Source organism: Sphingobacterium sp. CZ-2 (genome assembly GCF_004526235.1).
GTDB lineage: Bacteria > Bacteroidota > Bacteroidia > Sphingobacteriales > Sphingobacteriaceae > Sphingobacterium > Sphingobacterium tenebrionis.
In genome coordinates this window covers 2,131,464-2,146,597 of record NZ_CP038159.1, presented here as the reverse complement: position 1 = coordinate 2,146,597, position 15,134 = coordinate 2,131,464, and the positions used below count along the sequence as shown (strand labels likewise).

15 protein-coding genes are annotated in these 15,134 nt (G+C 42.1%); 8 read left to right on the top strand and 7 right to left on the bottom strand.

Annotated features, from left to right (window positions below; all coding sequences use genetic code 11):
- Positions 1–13: 13 nt before the first annotated feature.
- On the top strand, positions 14–1,567 hold the full coding sequence (locus E3D81_RS09495; RefSeq protein WP_099365844.1) for an FMN-binding glutamate synthase family protein: 1,554 nt from the start codon (positions 14–16) through the stop codon (positions 1,565–1,567).
- Positions 1,568–1,581: 14 nt separating this feature from the next.
- Here E3D81_RS09495 and E3D81_RS09490 read toward each other — a convergent pair whose 3' ends face one another.
- On the bottom strand, positions 1,582–2,022 hold the full coding sequence (locus tag E3D81_RS09490) for a MarR family winged helix-turn-helix transcriptional regulator (protein WP_099365845.1): 441 nt from the start codon (positions 2,020–2,022) through the stop codon (positions 1,582–1,584).
- 120 nt (positions 2,023–2,142) lie between these two features.
- Between E3D81_RS09490 and E3D81_RS09485 the strand changes: the two genes are divergently transcribed.
- A complete protein-coding gene (locus tag E3D81_RS09485; RefSeq protein WP_134777257.1) occupies positions 2,143–2,607 on the top strand; it encodes a hypothetical protein in 465 nt (154 codons plus the stop codon).
- A 1-nt stretch (position 2,608) separates the two neighbouring features.
- Here the strand turns inward: E3D81_RS09485 and E3D81_RS09480 are convergent, their stop codons facing one another.
- A complete protein-coding gene (locus E3D81_RS09480; RefSeq protein WP_099365847.1) occupies positions 2,609–3,385 on the bottom strand; it encodes an amidohydrolase in 777 nt (258 codons plus the stop codon).
- Between the two features lie 56 nt (positions 3,386–3,441).
- Positions 3,442–4,419 (bottom strand): polyprenyl synthetase family protein, encoded by a 978-nt coding sequence (locus E3D81_RS09475; protein ID WP_134777256.1) that lies wholly within the window; start codon positions 4,417–4,419, stop codon positions 3,442–3,444.
- 109 nt (positions 4,420–4,528) lie between these two features.
- Between E3D81_RS09475 and E3D81_RS09470 the strand changes: the two genes are divergently transcribed.
- A complete protein-coding gene (locus E3D81_RS09470) occupies positions 4,529–5,698 on the top strand; it encodes a glycosyltransferase family 4 protein (RefSeq protein ID WP_134777255.1) in 1,170 nt (389 codons plus the stop codon).
- Positions 5,699–5,723: 25 nt separating this feature from the next.
- Positions 5,724–6,038 carry an iron-sulfur cluster assembly protein gene (locus tag E3D81_RS09465; protein ID WP_410528429.1) on the top strand — a complete coding sequence of 105 codons (315 nt, stop codon included), beginning with the start codon at positions 5,724–5,726 and terminating at the stop codon, positions 6,036–6,038.
- Between the two features lie 31 nt (positions 6,039–6,069).
- On the opposite strand, the gene uvrC is transcribed toward E3D81_RS09465, so the two are convergent.
- Both uvrC and E3D81_RS09455 read right to left on the bottom strand, forming a co-directional pair.
- Entirely contained in the window at positions 6,070–7,869 is a 1,800-nt protein-coding gene (uvrC, locus tag E3D81_RS09460; protein ID WP_134777253.1) for an excinuclease ABC subunit UvrC, read from the bottom strand.
- A gap of 11 nt (positions 7,870–7,880) precedes the next feature.
- Positions 7,881–10,148, bottom strand: a complete 2,268-nt coding sequence (locus tag E3D81_RS09455; RefSeq protein WP_099365852.1) for a penicillin-binding protein 1A — start codon at positions 10,146–10,148, stop codon at positions 7,881–7,883.
- A 129-nt stretch (positions 10,149–10,277) separates the two neighbouring features.
- Here E3D81_RS09455 and E3D81_RS09450 point away from each other — a divergent pair, with 129 nt between their 5' ends.
- Positions 10,278–11,498, top strand: a complete 1,221-nt coding sequence (locus E3D81_RS09450; protein WP_134777252.1) for a TCR/Tet family MFS transporter — start codon at positions 10,278–10,280, stop codon at positions 11,496–11,498.
- Here the strand turns inward: E3D81_RS09450 and ispF are convergent.
- Both ispF and E3D81_RS09440 read right to left on the bottom strand, forming a co-directional pair.
- The gene (gene ispF, locus E3D81_RS09445) at positions 11,471–11,944 is read right to left on the bottom strand and encodes a 2-C-methyl-D-erythritol 2,4-cyclodiphosphate synthase (protein WP_099365854.1); all 474 of its coding nucleotides are present in this window, start codon (positions 11,942–11,944) and stop codon (positions 11,471–11,473) included. The two genes, E3D81_RS09450 and ispF, sit on opposite strands and share 28 nt — an antisense overlap.
- A gap of 220 nt (positions 11,945–12,164) precedes the next feature.
- Complete coding sequence (locus E3D81_RS09440; protein ID WP_099365855.1) at positions 12,165–12,986, bottom strand: glycogen/starch synthase; 822 nt, start codon at positions 12,984–12,986, stop codon at positions 12,165–12,167.
- 144 nt (positions 12,987–13,130) lie between these two features.
- On the opposite strand from E3D81_RS09440, the gene panC reads away from it, so the two are divergent.
- The 3 genes from panC (at position 13,131) to E3D81_RS09425 (ending at position 15,096) form a co-directional block, all read left to right on the top strand.
- Complete coding sequence (gene panC / locus E3D81_RS09435) at positions 13,131–13,976, top strand: pantoate--beta-alanine ligase (protein ID WP_134777251.1); 846 nt, start codon at positions 13,131–13,133, stop codon at positions 13,974–13,976.
- A gap of 67 nt (positions 13,977–14,043) precedes the next feature.
- Positions 14,044–14,391, top strand: coding sequence for an aspartate 1-decarboxylase (gene panD, locus E3D81_RS09430; RefSeq protein ID WP_099365857.1), 348 nt, complete (start codon positions 14,044–14,046; stop codon positions 14,389–14,391).
- A 342-nt stretch (positions 14,392–14,733) separates the two neighbouring features.
- On the top strand, positions 14,734–15,096 hold the full coding sequence (locus E3D81_RS09425) for a hypothetical protein (RefSeq protein WP_167554268.1): 363 nt from the start codon (positions 14,734–14,736) through the stop codon (positions 15,094–15,096).
- Positions 15,097–15,134 lie beyond the last annotated feature (38 nt).

Sequence of the window (15,134 nt, the reverse complement as noted above, 5' to 3'; positions counted from 1 at the left end):
AATTATAAGCATCATGCCTGTAAGAAATCTCATTCTCGGTATCATGATCGTCATCAATTTGATTATCATCTCTTTTGGTCTAATCTTTACACCAAGATGGTTCTGGTTGTTACTGATCCCAATGCCTTTATTGATCGTCGCGGTATATCACAGCTTTCAAACAAGCCACGCGATTTTGCGCAATTACCCGTTGGTTGGTTATTTCCGTTATTTCTTGGAGTCTATCCGTCCGGAATTACGTCAGTATTTCTGGGAATCGGATACCGATGGTCGTCCATTCAACAGACGCCAAAGAAGTATCGTTTACCAACGTGCGAAGAACCAACGTGAAACCGTTGCTTTCGGTATGCAGACCGACCCACAAACCATCGGAAACGAATGGGCAGCGCACAGTATCTTCCCGGTACATATCGATGACCATAACCTTCGTACCATGGTGGGGAACAGTGCCTGTAAACAACCATATAGTTTAAGTGTATTCAACATCTCAGCGATGAGTTACGGTGCATTGAGCCGCACGGCCATCACCGCATTGAATAAGGGTGCTGCCCTACAGAACTTTGCCCATAATACAGGTGAAGGGGGTATCAGCCAATACCACATCAGTGGTGGAGATCTGATCTGGCAAGTAGGTACAGGTTATTTCGGATGTAGGGATGAGAATGGTTATTTTGAACCAAACCTATTCCGCGAAAAATCTACTCGTCCATATGTGAAGATGATCGAATTGAAGCTTTCCCAAGGTGCAAAACCTGGTCATGGAGGTATTCTTCCAGCGGCTAAGAACACCCCAGAGGTTGCTGCTATTCGTCACGTTGTACCTGGAACGGATGTAATGTCCCCTCCTGCGCACTCCGCATTCAATTCTGCCGTAGGCATGATGAACTTCATCCAACAATTACGTGATCTATCGGATGGTAAACCGGTTGGTTTCAAACTATGTATCGGAGATAAACAAGAGTTTATTGATATCTGTCAGGCGATGCAAGAAACGCAGATCATGCCAGACTTTATCTCGGTGGATGGTTCGGAAGGTGGTACCGGTGCGGCACCATTGGAGTTTACCGATAACCTAGGTATGCCATTGTATGATGCATTAGCCTTTGTAACCACGACCTTGATCAACTTTGGATTGAAGAAACACATCAAGATCATTGTATCCAGCCGTATCGTTACAGGATTTGATATCCTGAAAGTTATTGCTTTGGGTGCTGATGCTTGTTACTCTGCACGTGGAATGATGTTCGCATTGGGATGTATCCAAGCCCTGAAATGTAATGAGGACGTTTGTCCGGTTGGGGTGGCAACACAACAGCCTCACCTTTACAAAGGATTGAACGTGGATGATAAATATGTACGTGTTGCCCAATTCCATAGAAACACCCTACGCGCAACTGTAGAAATTATGGAAGCATGTGGTTTCAAAACATTGGAGGATGTTTCTGCAGAGAAATTCTTCCGTAAAGTGGATAACCAGACGACCTTGAGTTTCCAGGATATTTACTTTAAATCTACCGGAAAATTAGTGAATAGCCGTAGCGACTTCGCTCCGGAAGTATTCGACTAACATCATATTGCTGATTACTTCAGATTGTTAAAAACTATCTCTAAGAGTTCTTGAGCCTGTTGCATCGATTTCTTATCGACACCAGACATCGCCTCAGAGATAGTTTTTTCTGCTTGTAGCATACACTTATCTTTGATCTTATGGCCCAATGCAGTTAAATAAATCTGGTTGGTCCGCTTATCTCCACTGCTGTTCACCCTTACCAGGATCTTCTGTTTTTCAAGGTTAGAGATCAACCTGGATACGGAAGGTTTATCCCTAAAGGTAAGACGCGCAATTTCCTGTTGGCTCAATCCCTCTGCATCCCATAGAAAATAGAGGATACTCCATTGTTCTGCAGTAATGTTTAATCCGCTCTCCTTGAAGTTACGTTGTAATCTTCGGCCAATTGCTGTTGATACTCTACCCGTTAGAAAGGAATAGAATTCATCAGCATACAGTGTATTGCTAATCATTGTGAAAAAAGGTTAATAAGGTAACAAGTTAACATTGCAATAATAAAATAAAAATAGGTAAAAGCAAATTTTTTTATGGACAACAATGGATTAGCATTCAAAAATGAGTATATTTAGCCTATGGAGAATCCTTTTGGTATAGTTCTATTGGTGGTTGCCGGTATCATTTATAAGATTTATCAGTCTTATAAAGAGGAACAAGCAAAAGCAAAAAAACGTTTGGAAGAGTTAAAGCGAAAGCATCAGACTGTAACAGATTATCCTGAATTCGAACAAAAAAAGCAGCCAGAACGACGTCCTGCACCAGTTATCAGAGAGGAAAGGAGACCTGCACCAGTTATCAGAGAGGAAAGAAGACCTGCACCAGTTATTAGGGAAGAAAGAAAGCCTGAACCAGCATCAGAACTTCCTGATGAAGTAAAAAGGCTGCAAACCCAAAACCAACAGCGCAGGAATGAAAACCTAAAAGGCAAATTGAAAAGATTAGAACCTGTTCAGGTCGAGGAATTGGACAAGAACGAACACTTCGATCTTAGACAGGCTGTTATTCAACAAGCTATCCTAAACCGCCCTTACCAGGATTAAACTATAATAATTTAAATTCATCTTGATCGTCCAAGAATGGAAAGCTATTTCTGTTTTCTTCGAGATCCTTTGGATTTAACGTAAAGGTATAGAGGTCTTCATCCTCTGGCTTATAATAGACCACATCCCCATTTGGAGAAATACACATGGAACCACCGGAGTAATAGACTTCCTTCCCATCATGTCCTACCCTATTCACACCGATCACAAAGGCCTGATTCTCGATAGCACGCGCAGGAATCAATGCTCTCCAATGTGCAGAACGTTTGTCTGGCCAGCTAGCTGTGTAAACCAATAGATCATAAGAAGCGCCTTGATTTCTCGACCAGGTTGGGAATCGCAGGTCGTAACAGATCATCGGACAGATTTTCCAACCCTTCAATTGGAAGATAATTCGAGAATCACCAGCCGTAAAGACTTTATCTTCATTGGCCATGCTGAATAGATGCCTTTTATCGTAATGTACAAAACTGCCATCCGGCGACATCCATACAAAGCGGTTATAATATTTTCCACCTTCTTCAATAATCAATGAACCAGCCACTACACACTGGAACTTCTGAGAGGTCTCAAAAAGCCAATGCATGGTTTTTCCGGACATCGTTTCTGCGCATTTCTCCACATTGGTGGTGAAACCCGTATTGAACATCTCCGGAAGTATGATCAAATCTGTCTTTTCGCGCAACGCAGACAACCTTAAGCCAAGATTCTGCAGGTTCTTATCCACGTTCTCCCAAAAAAGATAGGCTTGAAATATGGTTATTTTTAAAGGCTCCATTTATATACAATCCACTTATATTACCAAAATATAAAAAACTACACAAAAAACATAATTTACTTCGCTCTATGCATGAGAATATCCGCCAGAACAAACATCTCCTGCTTGCTTTCCGGATCAATATCTAATGATTCGAGTTGAGCATAAGCTAAATGCATATAACGCTGTTTTACCTCTTCTGCGTATTGATCAATGTTATATTTTGCATATAAGTTTTTCATCCGCCCCACCTTCTCTTCCTTCGTGATTTCTTGGGCAGAAACTAAGTCATTGAATTCCAATAAATCAGCCCCTTCCGATAGATGTTGCGTACGAATATGAAGGATTGTTTTTTTATCGCTTAGAATATCTCCCCCAACCTGTTTTCCAAAGCTGGATGGATCTCCATAGACATCTAAATAGTCATCCTGCAATTGAAAAGCAATGCCCAGGTTTACTCCAAAGTCATAGATTTTTTGCTGTTGTTCCTTGGATGCTGAAGCCAGGATCGCCCCCATCTGCAAAGCGCCTCCCAGTAGCACGGAGGTCTTCAGCTTGATCATCTGTATGTATTCCTCTTCCCTAACGGAGGATCTTTTCTCAAAATCCATGTCCATCTGTTGGCCTTCGCAAACCTCCAACGCCACTTTGTTGAATACCTCCAACAAAGCTGGGATCTTGTCGGCAGGCGATTTCCCCAATTCCTGATAGGCTTTGACCAACAAGGCATCCCCAGATAGAATAGCCACATTATCGTTCCATTTCTGATGAACCGTATCCTTACCCCTTCTCAATGGCGCCTTGTCCATGATATCATCGTGGATCAAGGAGAAATTATGGAAATATTCAATGGCGGCCGACGCTGGCAAGGAAAGCTCTAAATCCTTGAATCCGAACATATTGGATGACATCAGTACCAACATCGGACGAATTCGTTTTCCGGCTAGGGAAAGGATATATCGGATGGGGTCGTAGAGGTCTGCTGGATCTGCCGGAAATTCGGCGCGTTGAATATAACTGGAGATGAGTTTGCTGTAGGGATTCTGTTCAAACATACTTATTAAAAAATTGTTACAAAGATAAGCAATTAACATGAATAGCGTGGAATAGCCTATTTGAATATTCAGCTTAGTCTATGTAAATTGCGTAAATTATATCCACAGGATGCGAATCTTAATTATTCATAACGAATATCAACATATTGGTGGCGAGGATTTCGTTGTAAAGCAGGAAATAGAAGCATTGCTCCAAAAGCATGAAGTTGAACTTTTTACAGTGAAGAATGTAAAGAGTTTAGCAGGTTATCTGCAGTACTTGAGCTATCCATTAAATTGGAAAGAAGCTAACCGCTTGGAAACACGCATCAAACATTTCAGACCAGATATCATTCATATTCATAATATGCACTATGCCTTGGGGCCATTGTTCATATTGCATATCAAAAAATTAGGAATCCCGATGGTCATGACCCTGCATAACTTTAGGTTGTTATGTCCATCAGCTACGCTTTTCCATGATGGAAACCTCTTTTTGGATTCCATTACCCAAAAATTCCCTTGGCAAGCTGTTCGGAAAAAAGCCTTGGAGAACTCCTATATCAAAACCTTTTGGACGGCGTTTACCTATTGGATTCATCGGAAACGAGGAACTTTCAAGAAAGTAGATCGTTTTATCGCCTTATCGGAATTCGCTAAAAATCTATTTCATCGATCTACCTTTGAGGTTCCCATCAAGAATTTCGTGGTGAAACCAAATTTTGTAAAGGAAGTCGCTCCTACCGAGATTATCCAAAGTCAGGCTTTTGTTTATGTAGGAAGATTATCCGAAGAAAAAGGGATCTTACCCTTATTACATGCCTGGACCGCATCCAACCATGAATTAAAGATCTTTGGGACAGGCCCCTTGCAGGAAGAGGTAGAAAAAATAGCGAATAGCCATACGAATATCCATTATTTTGGATTTCAGGATAAGCAGGTGATTAGTAACCATATGGCTGTCGCATCAGCTGTGATCGTACCGTCGGTATGTTATGAATCCATGCCTTTGGCAGTCCTGGAAGCTTATGCCCTTGGCGTGCCTGTTCTGGCCAGCAATATTGGCATATTAAATGAAATGGTTGTACCTTTGTATACAGGAATGTTATTCGATCCGCATAATCATCCTCAGATCATCCAGACCTTAGCAGAGTGGCAAGCTATTCCGGCTGATAAAAAGGAGATCATGAAGATGAACTGCAGGGATACCTTCCTGAAACATTATGAACAGACGCTGGTGATGAACCAATTGGAACATATATACCAAGAGGTAATTAAAGAGCAGCGCACGAAAATTTAAAGAAATCAACATGAATATCATCGTAATGGATAGATTGGGGCTTGCCCCACAGATAGAAGAGGCATTGGCAACAGTATACGACCCGGAATTGAAACCGGCAAATATCCTGGACTTAGGATTGGTATACGAGATTATTACGAAGGAGAATAAGCATGCTAAAATTGTTATGACGCTTACAGCTCCCGGATGTCCTGTAGCGGGGGAATTGATGAATGAGGTTCAACAAAAGGTGGCAGCGATCGAAGGAATTGAAGAAGCTATTGTAGAACTTACTTTTGATCCACCTTGGACCAAGGATATGATGAGCGAAGAGGCTAAATTAGAACTGGGGTTCTTATAATTCGCCAACTATAATTTAGGCTCAGGAATTATTAATGTGCTGAAAAATATTGACGAAGTGCTTGTATCTGTTTTAGGTTAAGCACTTTTTTTAGTTCCTCGTCCGTCGCTTCTTTTATTTTCTTTACAGAGCGGAAGCTGGTCAACAATTTCTGAACCGTCACTTTTCCTATACCGGGAATATTGTCCAATTCCGAAACAAAGGTCTTCCGACTTCGTTGGTTTCTATGGAAGGTAATACCGAAACGATGCGCCTCGTCCCGTAAGTGCTGTATGATCTTCAAGGTTTCGGACTTCTTATCCAGATAAAGAGGATATTGGTCGCCAGGGTAATACAATTCTTCCAATCGTTTGGCAATCCCGATTACAGTCACTTTCTTCTCGATCCCAAGAAGCTTTAGACTCTTCAATGCGGCACCCAACTGCCCCTTGCCACCATCAATAATAATCAATTGAGGTAAGCTCTGGTCTTCATCCAACAACCTCCTGTAGCGACGGAAAACAGCCTCCTCCATCGTTGCAAAGTCATTCGGACCTTCCACCGTTTTCACGTTGAAATGGCGGTAATCTTTTTTGGAAGGTTTCGCATCCTTGAACACCACAATAGCAGAAACAGGATAGTTTCCTTGTATGTTCGAGTTATCAAAACATTCGATATGCCGCGGGAGAACCGGCAAGCGAAGGTCCTTCTGCATTTGGGTCAATACCCTTTCAACTTTTACCTCAGGATTGAGTTTTTCGTATTGAAGTAATCTTTCTTTCTTGAAATAGGCTACGTTTTTAAGGGACAGATCCAATAATTTCCGTTTCTCACCCAATTTTGGAACCACAAACTTGATCTGTTCATTGCCTTCGATATCCAATTCAAATGGCACAATGATCTCTCGGGAGAGACTACTATACCTGGACCTGATCTCCGGAATGGCAATCGCCAATAATTCCGCATCGGTCTCATCGAGTCTCTTTTTCAGCTCCACGGTTTGGGTCTGAATGATTACTCCATTAACCACCCTTAAGAAATTGACAAAAGCATAATTACTTTCTGATGCGATGCTGAACACATCCACATTGCTGATGGAAGAATTGACAACGGTCGATTTACTCTGGTAATTGTCGAGCTTATCGAGTTTGATCTTCAGTTTATGCGCCCTTTCGAAATCCATGCCCTGCACGGCCTCCTGCATCTGCTCCTTAAGACGGTTGGTCACCATACTGATCTTCCCGTTCAGGATATCCTTGATATCAGAAAGGTTCTGATCATAATCCTCTTCGGATTGATAGCCTTCGCATGGTCCCTTACAATTTCCGATCTGGTATTCCAAACAGACCTTGAACTTGCCTTTGGCAATGTTCTCTTCGGTCAGGCTGAGGTTACAGGTGCGAAGGGGAAAGAGCTCCTGGATCATATCCAATACGATGTGCATCATGCCCACAGAGGCATAAGGCCCAAAATACCTGGAACCATCCTTGATGTACCTTCTGGTCCAGAAAACACGGGGAAATCGTTCGTTCTTGATGACAATCCAAGGGTAAGTCTTATCATCCTTCAGCATGACATTGTACCGAGGCTGATGCTTTTTGATGAGGTTATTTTCCAATAACCAGGCATCGATCTCCGTATCTACAATGGTAAAGGCGATCCGATTGATTTTTCGGACTAGAACTTTGGTTTTGCTATTGAGTTGTTGGGTGTTGACAAAATAAGAACTGACCCTATTCCTAAGGTCCTTGGCCTTACCAACATAAATCAGGGTGTCTTCCTTATCAAAATACTGGTAGACACCTGGTTTATGGGGGATTTTTCCTAATTCTTTCTTATAATCAAACTCCATTAAGGATATGCCTAAAATCCTAACCGATCGTCATCCATCAGTTCTGTACTGCCGTTCGATTGGTTTGGATCACGTCCATAATATTGGGAAAAGTTAGAACAATTCATTTCAAATCTGGTGATTCCACCTGCTGGAGGCGGGAAATCTTCCTGGGTATAGTTTAACCCTTTATCGGCATAAACTTTCCGCATGTACAAGCCGAATACCGGCATCGCTGCTGCCGCACCCTGACCATATTGCATACTGCTGAAACTGATACCACGATCCTCAGCACCTGTCCAAACACCGGTCACCAATTCTGGCGTGATACCGATGAACCAAGCATCCGAGTTATCGTTCGTTGTACCCGTTTTACCACCAATTGGATTCTTCAATCCACCGAAGTTTGGATCCCAACGTAATCGACTACCTGTACCACCATCCACTACACCTTTCAACATATCCACCATGGCGTAAGCCGTTTCACTGTTCAATGCTTTGGATACTTTAGGTGCCTTTTCATAGATCGGAGCTCCGTTTTTATCCTCAATTCGTAAAATCATCGTTGGTTCTACCCAAGTACCTTGATTTACGAAAGCAGAATAGGCTCCTACCATGTCAAATAAGGATGCATCATAAGATCCCAATGCAATGGAAAGGTTATTCGGAATATTGGAGTTCACACCCATTCTTTTTGTCAGATCGGCTACAGATGATGCTCCCACTTCGGAGATCAAATAAGCAGACGCATAGTTTTGGGAATATTTGATCGCATTTTTTAAGGTAATAGGATCACCTCCCTGTACGGTTCCCTTTGGTGTCCAATCGCCATAAGTTCTCATGTGGTTCGGAATGGAAACACATGGACCATAACCATTATCGATGGCGTAAGCATAGACAAATGGTTTTGCCGTAGATCCTACCTGACGGGTACCAAGGCGTACCTGATCGTATTTGAAATGTTCAAAATTGATACCTCCTACCCAAGCTTTGATGTAGCCGGTATGAGGCTCCATGGACATCATCGCATTCCGCAAGAACAATTTTGTGTACTTGATGGAGTCCATCGGCGTCATCATGGTATCAATATTTCCCCTCCAGGTAAAGAGGTTCATCTTTACTTTCTTGTCAAATTCCTTACGGATATCCTTTTCCGACATCCCTTCTGATTTCAAGGTATGCCATCTATCCGAACGCTTCATCCCGGTAACCAAAAGGTTGGCATTCTTTCCGGTGAAGGCATTACGACGGCGCCATTGCTTATCAAATTCATTCTGCAGCTTCTTCATCCACTCTTTCTGCGCCTCTTCCGCATACTGCTGCATTTTATAGTTGATCGGTGTATAGATTTTCAATCCATCGCGATCCAGGTCATATGGTGTTCCATCAGGTTTGGTAATCGCCAAACGTTGGAATTCTTTTTTGATCTCTTCCTTCAATACCGCACGGAAATATGGAGCCAATCCATCACCATAATTGGCTTTGGTCAACTTGATACCCAAAGGCTTTTCCTTGCTCTTCTCGAACTCCTCACTGCTGATGAAATTCTGATCGCGCATATTCTGTAAAACCAGATTACGACGTGCTAAAGCCTTTTCTGGATTCGATACTGGCGAATACATGGAAGTACCCTTTAACATCTGCACCAAGACCGCAGCTTGATCTGCCGTTAATTTATCTGGAGTCGTATTGAAATAGGTTCTTGCTCCCGATTTGATACCATAGGTATTGTAAGCTCCGAAATCTACTGTATTGAAATACATCATGATGATCTCTTCCTTGGTATAGTTACGTTCCAAGCGTACAGCGGTAATCCATTCCTGCAACTTCTGCATAATACGTTTGATCGGATTGCGTGCTCTGGATTCGCCGAATAGGTTCAGCGCCAACTGTTGGGTTATGGTACTACCCCCCTGCTTATTTCCGCCAAGGGTTAAAAGTACCGTTGAAAAAGTCCTGGAATAGTCAATACCTGAGTGTTCGTAGAAACGTTTATCTTCAGTGGATACCAAAGCCTCCACGAGGAAGGGTGATAATTCACTGTATTTGACGTTAGACCGGTTATGGACATAATAGGTTCCCAAAACGCGGTTATCATCAGTAATAATTTCGGAAGCAAGGTTACTTTTGGGATTTTCAAGATCCTTGAATGTTGGCAATTTACCAAACAAACCGACCCTTACACTCACTAAAAACAACGCTACAAAAGCGATCATTCCCAACAGAAATTTCCAATAATTCCTTGTATATCTTTTTACATCCTCTTCGGTAAGTTTGCTACTTTGTGATTCTCTCTTCATTTGTTATAGTAATGAATAATCAATTACCCACTTAAACTGGATAACCATGAAATGCATAATATCAGTAAGTGTGCCAATTGTTTGTTGAACGCTACAAAAATACCATAATTTTCTTTTACCTTAGTATATATGCCCAACAATAAATCACAAGCTGGCTTACTATTCATTTTCATAACCGTAGTTTTAGATTCGATAGGATTGGGTATCATCATTCCAGTGATGCCAGCATTGATCAAAGAATTGATACATGGCGACTTAAGCCAGGCATCTTCGTATGGGGGTTGGCTGACTTTCTGTTATGCCTTCATGCAATTTTTCTTTGCGGCGATCCTTGGAAATTTGAGTGATCATTTTGGCCGAAGACCAGTCCTGCTCTGCTCCTTGTTCGGTTTCGCTGTGAACTACCTATTGATCGGCTGGGCTCCTAGTATTTTCTGGTTATTTGTTGGACGAATTGTTGCCGGTATTACCGGCGCTAGCCATACGGTTGCTGCGGCGTACATTGCCGATGTGAGCACAAAGGAGAACAAAGCCCAGAATTTCGGGCTCTTGGGTGCCGCTTTTGGATTAGGATTTATCATTGGGCCTGTCCTGGGAGGTATTCTGGGGCATTATGGACCTCGCGTACCTTTCTTTGCCGCTGCTGGTCTATCCTTCCTGAATTTTGTATACGGGTATTTTGTAGTACCAGAATCCTTAAATAAAGAAAACCGACGGAACTTCAGATGGATCAATGCCAATCCAATCGGGAGTTTCCGGCATATCGGAAAATATCCGCAGATCCAGACCTTGGTAATCTGCATCTTTCTGATCAACGTAGCGGCGCATGCCGTACAGAGTACCTGGTCTTATTTTACGATGGAGAAATTCCAATGGAACGAACGTATGGTAGGCTATTCTTTGGGATTTATTGGGGTGTTGCTTACGATCGTGCAAGCCGGATTGATCCGGATCATCATCCCCAAATTAGGGATTGCCAAGAGCATCATCATCGGATTGCTTCTGAATGCAGGATCATTGATCGCGATGGGTTTAGCCCCTACCTCCGCTTGGCTGTATGTGGCCAGTTTCTTTTATGTATTTGCAGGGATTGCCGGACCGGCCATACAGAGTTCCATCTCGAACCAGACACCGGCCAATGAGCAGGGCCAGATTCAAGGTGGATTGACCTGTGTGATCAGTCTAACGGCCATAATTGGCCCTATCCTGATGACCAGCCTCTTCTCCTTTTTTACAAAAAAGAACGCCTCGGTGTATCTCCCAGGCGCTCCATTTTATCTTGGTGGATTATTGGCATTGATTGCCGTCATCCTTGTTATCAATTATTTTTCCAAAAGGCAGACTGCATAAGCAACCACGCCCTCTTCACGGCCAATAAATCCCATCTTCTCATTAGTAGTAGCTTTAATAGAGATATCCTCTACTGTAATACCCGCAGCTTCCGCAATGTTCTTTTTCATTTCTGGAATATAAGGCTTGATCTTCGGTGCCTCTAAACATAACATCGCATCAATATTTCCCAAAGAATACCCTTTGTCCTTGATCAATTGAATACAATGGCGTAAAAGGTCCAAACTATTCGCACCTTTCCATTTATCATCGGTATTCGGGAAATGATAGCCAATATCCTCTAGATTTGCAGCACCCAAAATAGCGTCGCAGATCGCATGAGCCAACACATCCGCATCCGAATGCCCAAATGCCCCTGCATGATGATCCAACGTCACTCCTCCTACCACAAATGGATGTCCTTCTTTCATTTGGTGTACATCAAACCCAAAACCTACGCGTATCATGGTTTAGTATTTAGTATTTAGTAGTTAGTATTAAGACTCTGTATAGTTTGTTAGCATTATGACTCTGTATAGTTTGAATATGTCGCATTAAAGATAAAAAGAGATTTTTAATCTAAACAAAAGGATATTGCATTAAAAAAGTATTTAATAAATAGACCTATACTTGCTTTTGATAGCCCGCATAGGTCTAAATACTAAATACTCAATACTTTATACTCAACTAAGCTGAGACTTCTTCGTTTACAAACTCGTCATATAATTCGCCGAATGCTTCGTAATCTTCATCAGAAGTCGGTTCGAATGTACGAATATTATGTTCTTGGATGTACGCGGTAATTTCAGGGTTGATGTCAGCATCGCATTTGATAGCGACATCCGTGAAAGAAAGCGCGCCTTTGCAGATATCCACGTAAGATCCGGATGCGTAATCTTTCACTTGATCAGCGGCGATATCTGATTGGCTAGCCATTTCAGCATACTTCGTTCCAAGGCTTGCGTTCTCAAAATCTTCCTTGTAAAGGGAATAGAAAACCTTAGCATCCTTGAAGGTAGGATCGTTTTGGTATACAGTTTTTAGGTAAGCCGGTACCATCGCGGTAAACCATCCGTGGCAATGTACCACATCCGGTGACCAACCTAATTTCTTGACAGTTTCCAAAGCTCCTTTACAGAAGAACAAGGAACGTTCGTTATTGTCATCAAAGAATTTCCCTTGCTCATCACGAAAAACCTTCTTCCGCTGAAAGTACTCCTCATTATCTAAGAAGTAAACCTGCATTCTTGCTGCCGGCAAGGATGCTACCTTAATAATTAGCGGATTATCATTATTGTCCACCACAATGTTCATTCCCGACAACCTTATCACTTCATGAAGACGATTTCTGCGCTCATTAATGTTACCAAAACGAGGCATTAGAATCCGAATTTCGAATCCTTTTTCCTGCATTGCATGTGGTAACTGGCGTGTTATTTCAGAAATTTTACTTAATTCAAGGAAAGGCGACATTTCATGGGTAATAAACAAGATTTTCGTTTTTGCCATCTCCAACTGTTTTTTTATTTATTGAATAGTAAAATCGGTCTACAAAGATACACATAATTTATCAATTTTACAATTGATTAAAAATCATCGTTTTATAATTTAAAGATTATTCCTCATTTTTGCACCTAATTTTAAATTTCCGCCGTGAAAATATTTCGTACAAAGGGGGAGTTGCAAGCTGCTTTGCAAGATATCCGCCAAGAAGAAAAAACAAAAACATTGGTACCCACCATGGGCGCCTTGCATGAAGGTCATTTATCCCTCATCGAATACGCAAAACCAAGGACAGATATCATCGTTTGTAGCATTTTTGTGAATCCAACCCAATTCAATGACCCAAAGGACCTGGAAAATTATCCGCGCCCTATTGAAAAGGACATCGCTTTATTGGAGTCGGTAGATTGTGATATCCTCTTCCTTCCATCGGTGGAAGAGATGTATCCTGAAAACGATCCGGAGTGGCATATTGATCTTGGCAATCTGGATAAGATCTGGGAAGGGGAGCATAGGCCTGGGCATTTCCAAGGTGTTACACAAATAGTCTACAAGTTGTTTTCTTTGGTAGAACCTGACCAGGCTTGTTTTGGACAAAAAGACTTCCAGCAGGTGATGGTGATCCAGCGGATGATCGATATTAAAGAGCTACCTATCCATTTGTTGATCTGCCCTACGGTGCGTAGTGAAGAAGGTTTGGCATTAAGCTCTAGAAATGCAAGATTGTCGGAACAAGGGAAAGCGGATGCATTGACTTTGTCTAAGGTATTGCGATTTATCAAGGCGAATATCAAGAAGCGATCAGTAGCGGAATTATTGGCGGAGAGCAAGGATATGATTGCGGAGAACCCGGCTGTTACGTTGGAGTATTTGGCGATCTGTGAATCCAGTAGCTTGGAACCGGTATCGGAAATTGAAGCCGGAAAAGAGTATGTTGCCTTGATTACGGCCTGGGTGGAAAATGTGCGTTTGATTGATAATATTATTTTAGCGTAGAATATTTGTTGATTAGCACTTGATTAATTTACAAAGCTATTACATGGGAAAACCCTAACTTTGCATTATGTTTATTGAAGTAATGAAATCGAAAATTCACCGCGCTCGTGTTACACAAGCGGAGTTGAATTATGTTGGAAGCATCACCATTGATGAAGATTTGATTGATGCGGCAGACTTGATCGTTGGAGAAAAAGTACAAATTGTAAATAATAATAACGGCGCCAGATTGGAAACCTATGTCATTCCTGGCGAACGTGGATCCGGAATTCTTTGTTTGAATGGCGCTGCAGCTCGTTTGGTGCAGGTTGGTGATATTGTGATCGTGATTTCTTATGCGACGATTGATCGCGAAGAAGCCAAAACCTTTAAACCAACTGTTATTTTCCCGGATGAGAATAATAAGTTGGTGTAAGGGTTAGGAGTCATTGACAATATTGCGTCATTGGCAACATTGCGTCATGACAACAACGCGTCATTGCGAGGAGGCACGACGAAGCAATCTTTCTTTAAGTGTCATCCTTTCTTTAAGTGTCATCCTGAGCATCGTCGAAGGATCTGTTCGGGTACCATACGTAGATGCTTCGACTTCGCTCAGCATGACATGCGGGAAGATTGCTTCGTTCCTCGCAATGACGTAAAAAAAACTCCCAATGACGTAAAACACCTCGCAATGACGTAAAACACCTCGCAATGACGCAAAAATCTCCCAATCACGGAAAAAAATCCCTAAATTTATCCCAGATTTCACATCTGCATGCATAAAATACATCCATACCGCCTAATAATCGCCCATTTCCTCCTCTTCTGGATCTGCGGCATAATCATCAGCGGAATTGTCTTTATGCACAAAGAGGTCACCTCCACCGGAGAGATCGTCACCCACATCCACCCTTACGATCTTGGCGAAAAAAAACATCACCAACACCACTCCGATGATGAAATCAAATACCTGGACATTGTTTTTCAGGGCAGTTACTTAAACTGGGAGTCGCAAACTTACACCGCTCCTATCCAACAAACCCTTACAGAAATCCATTTCGCGGAGAAAACCTTCGCGGAAATCAAACAATACATCTCTTTCAACACCGGAAGAGACCCTCCTACCCATTTAGCATAATCTTATTCCAACCATGAAATCAAATTTCATGGTCCTTA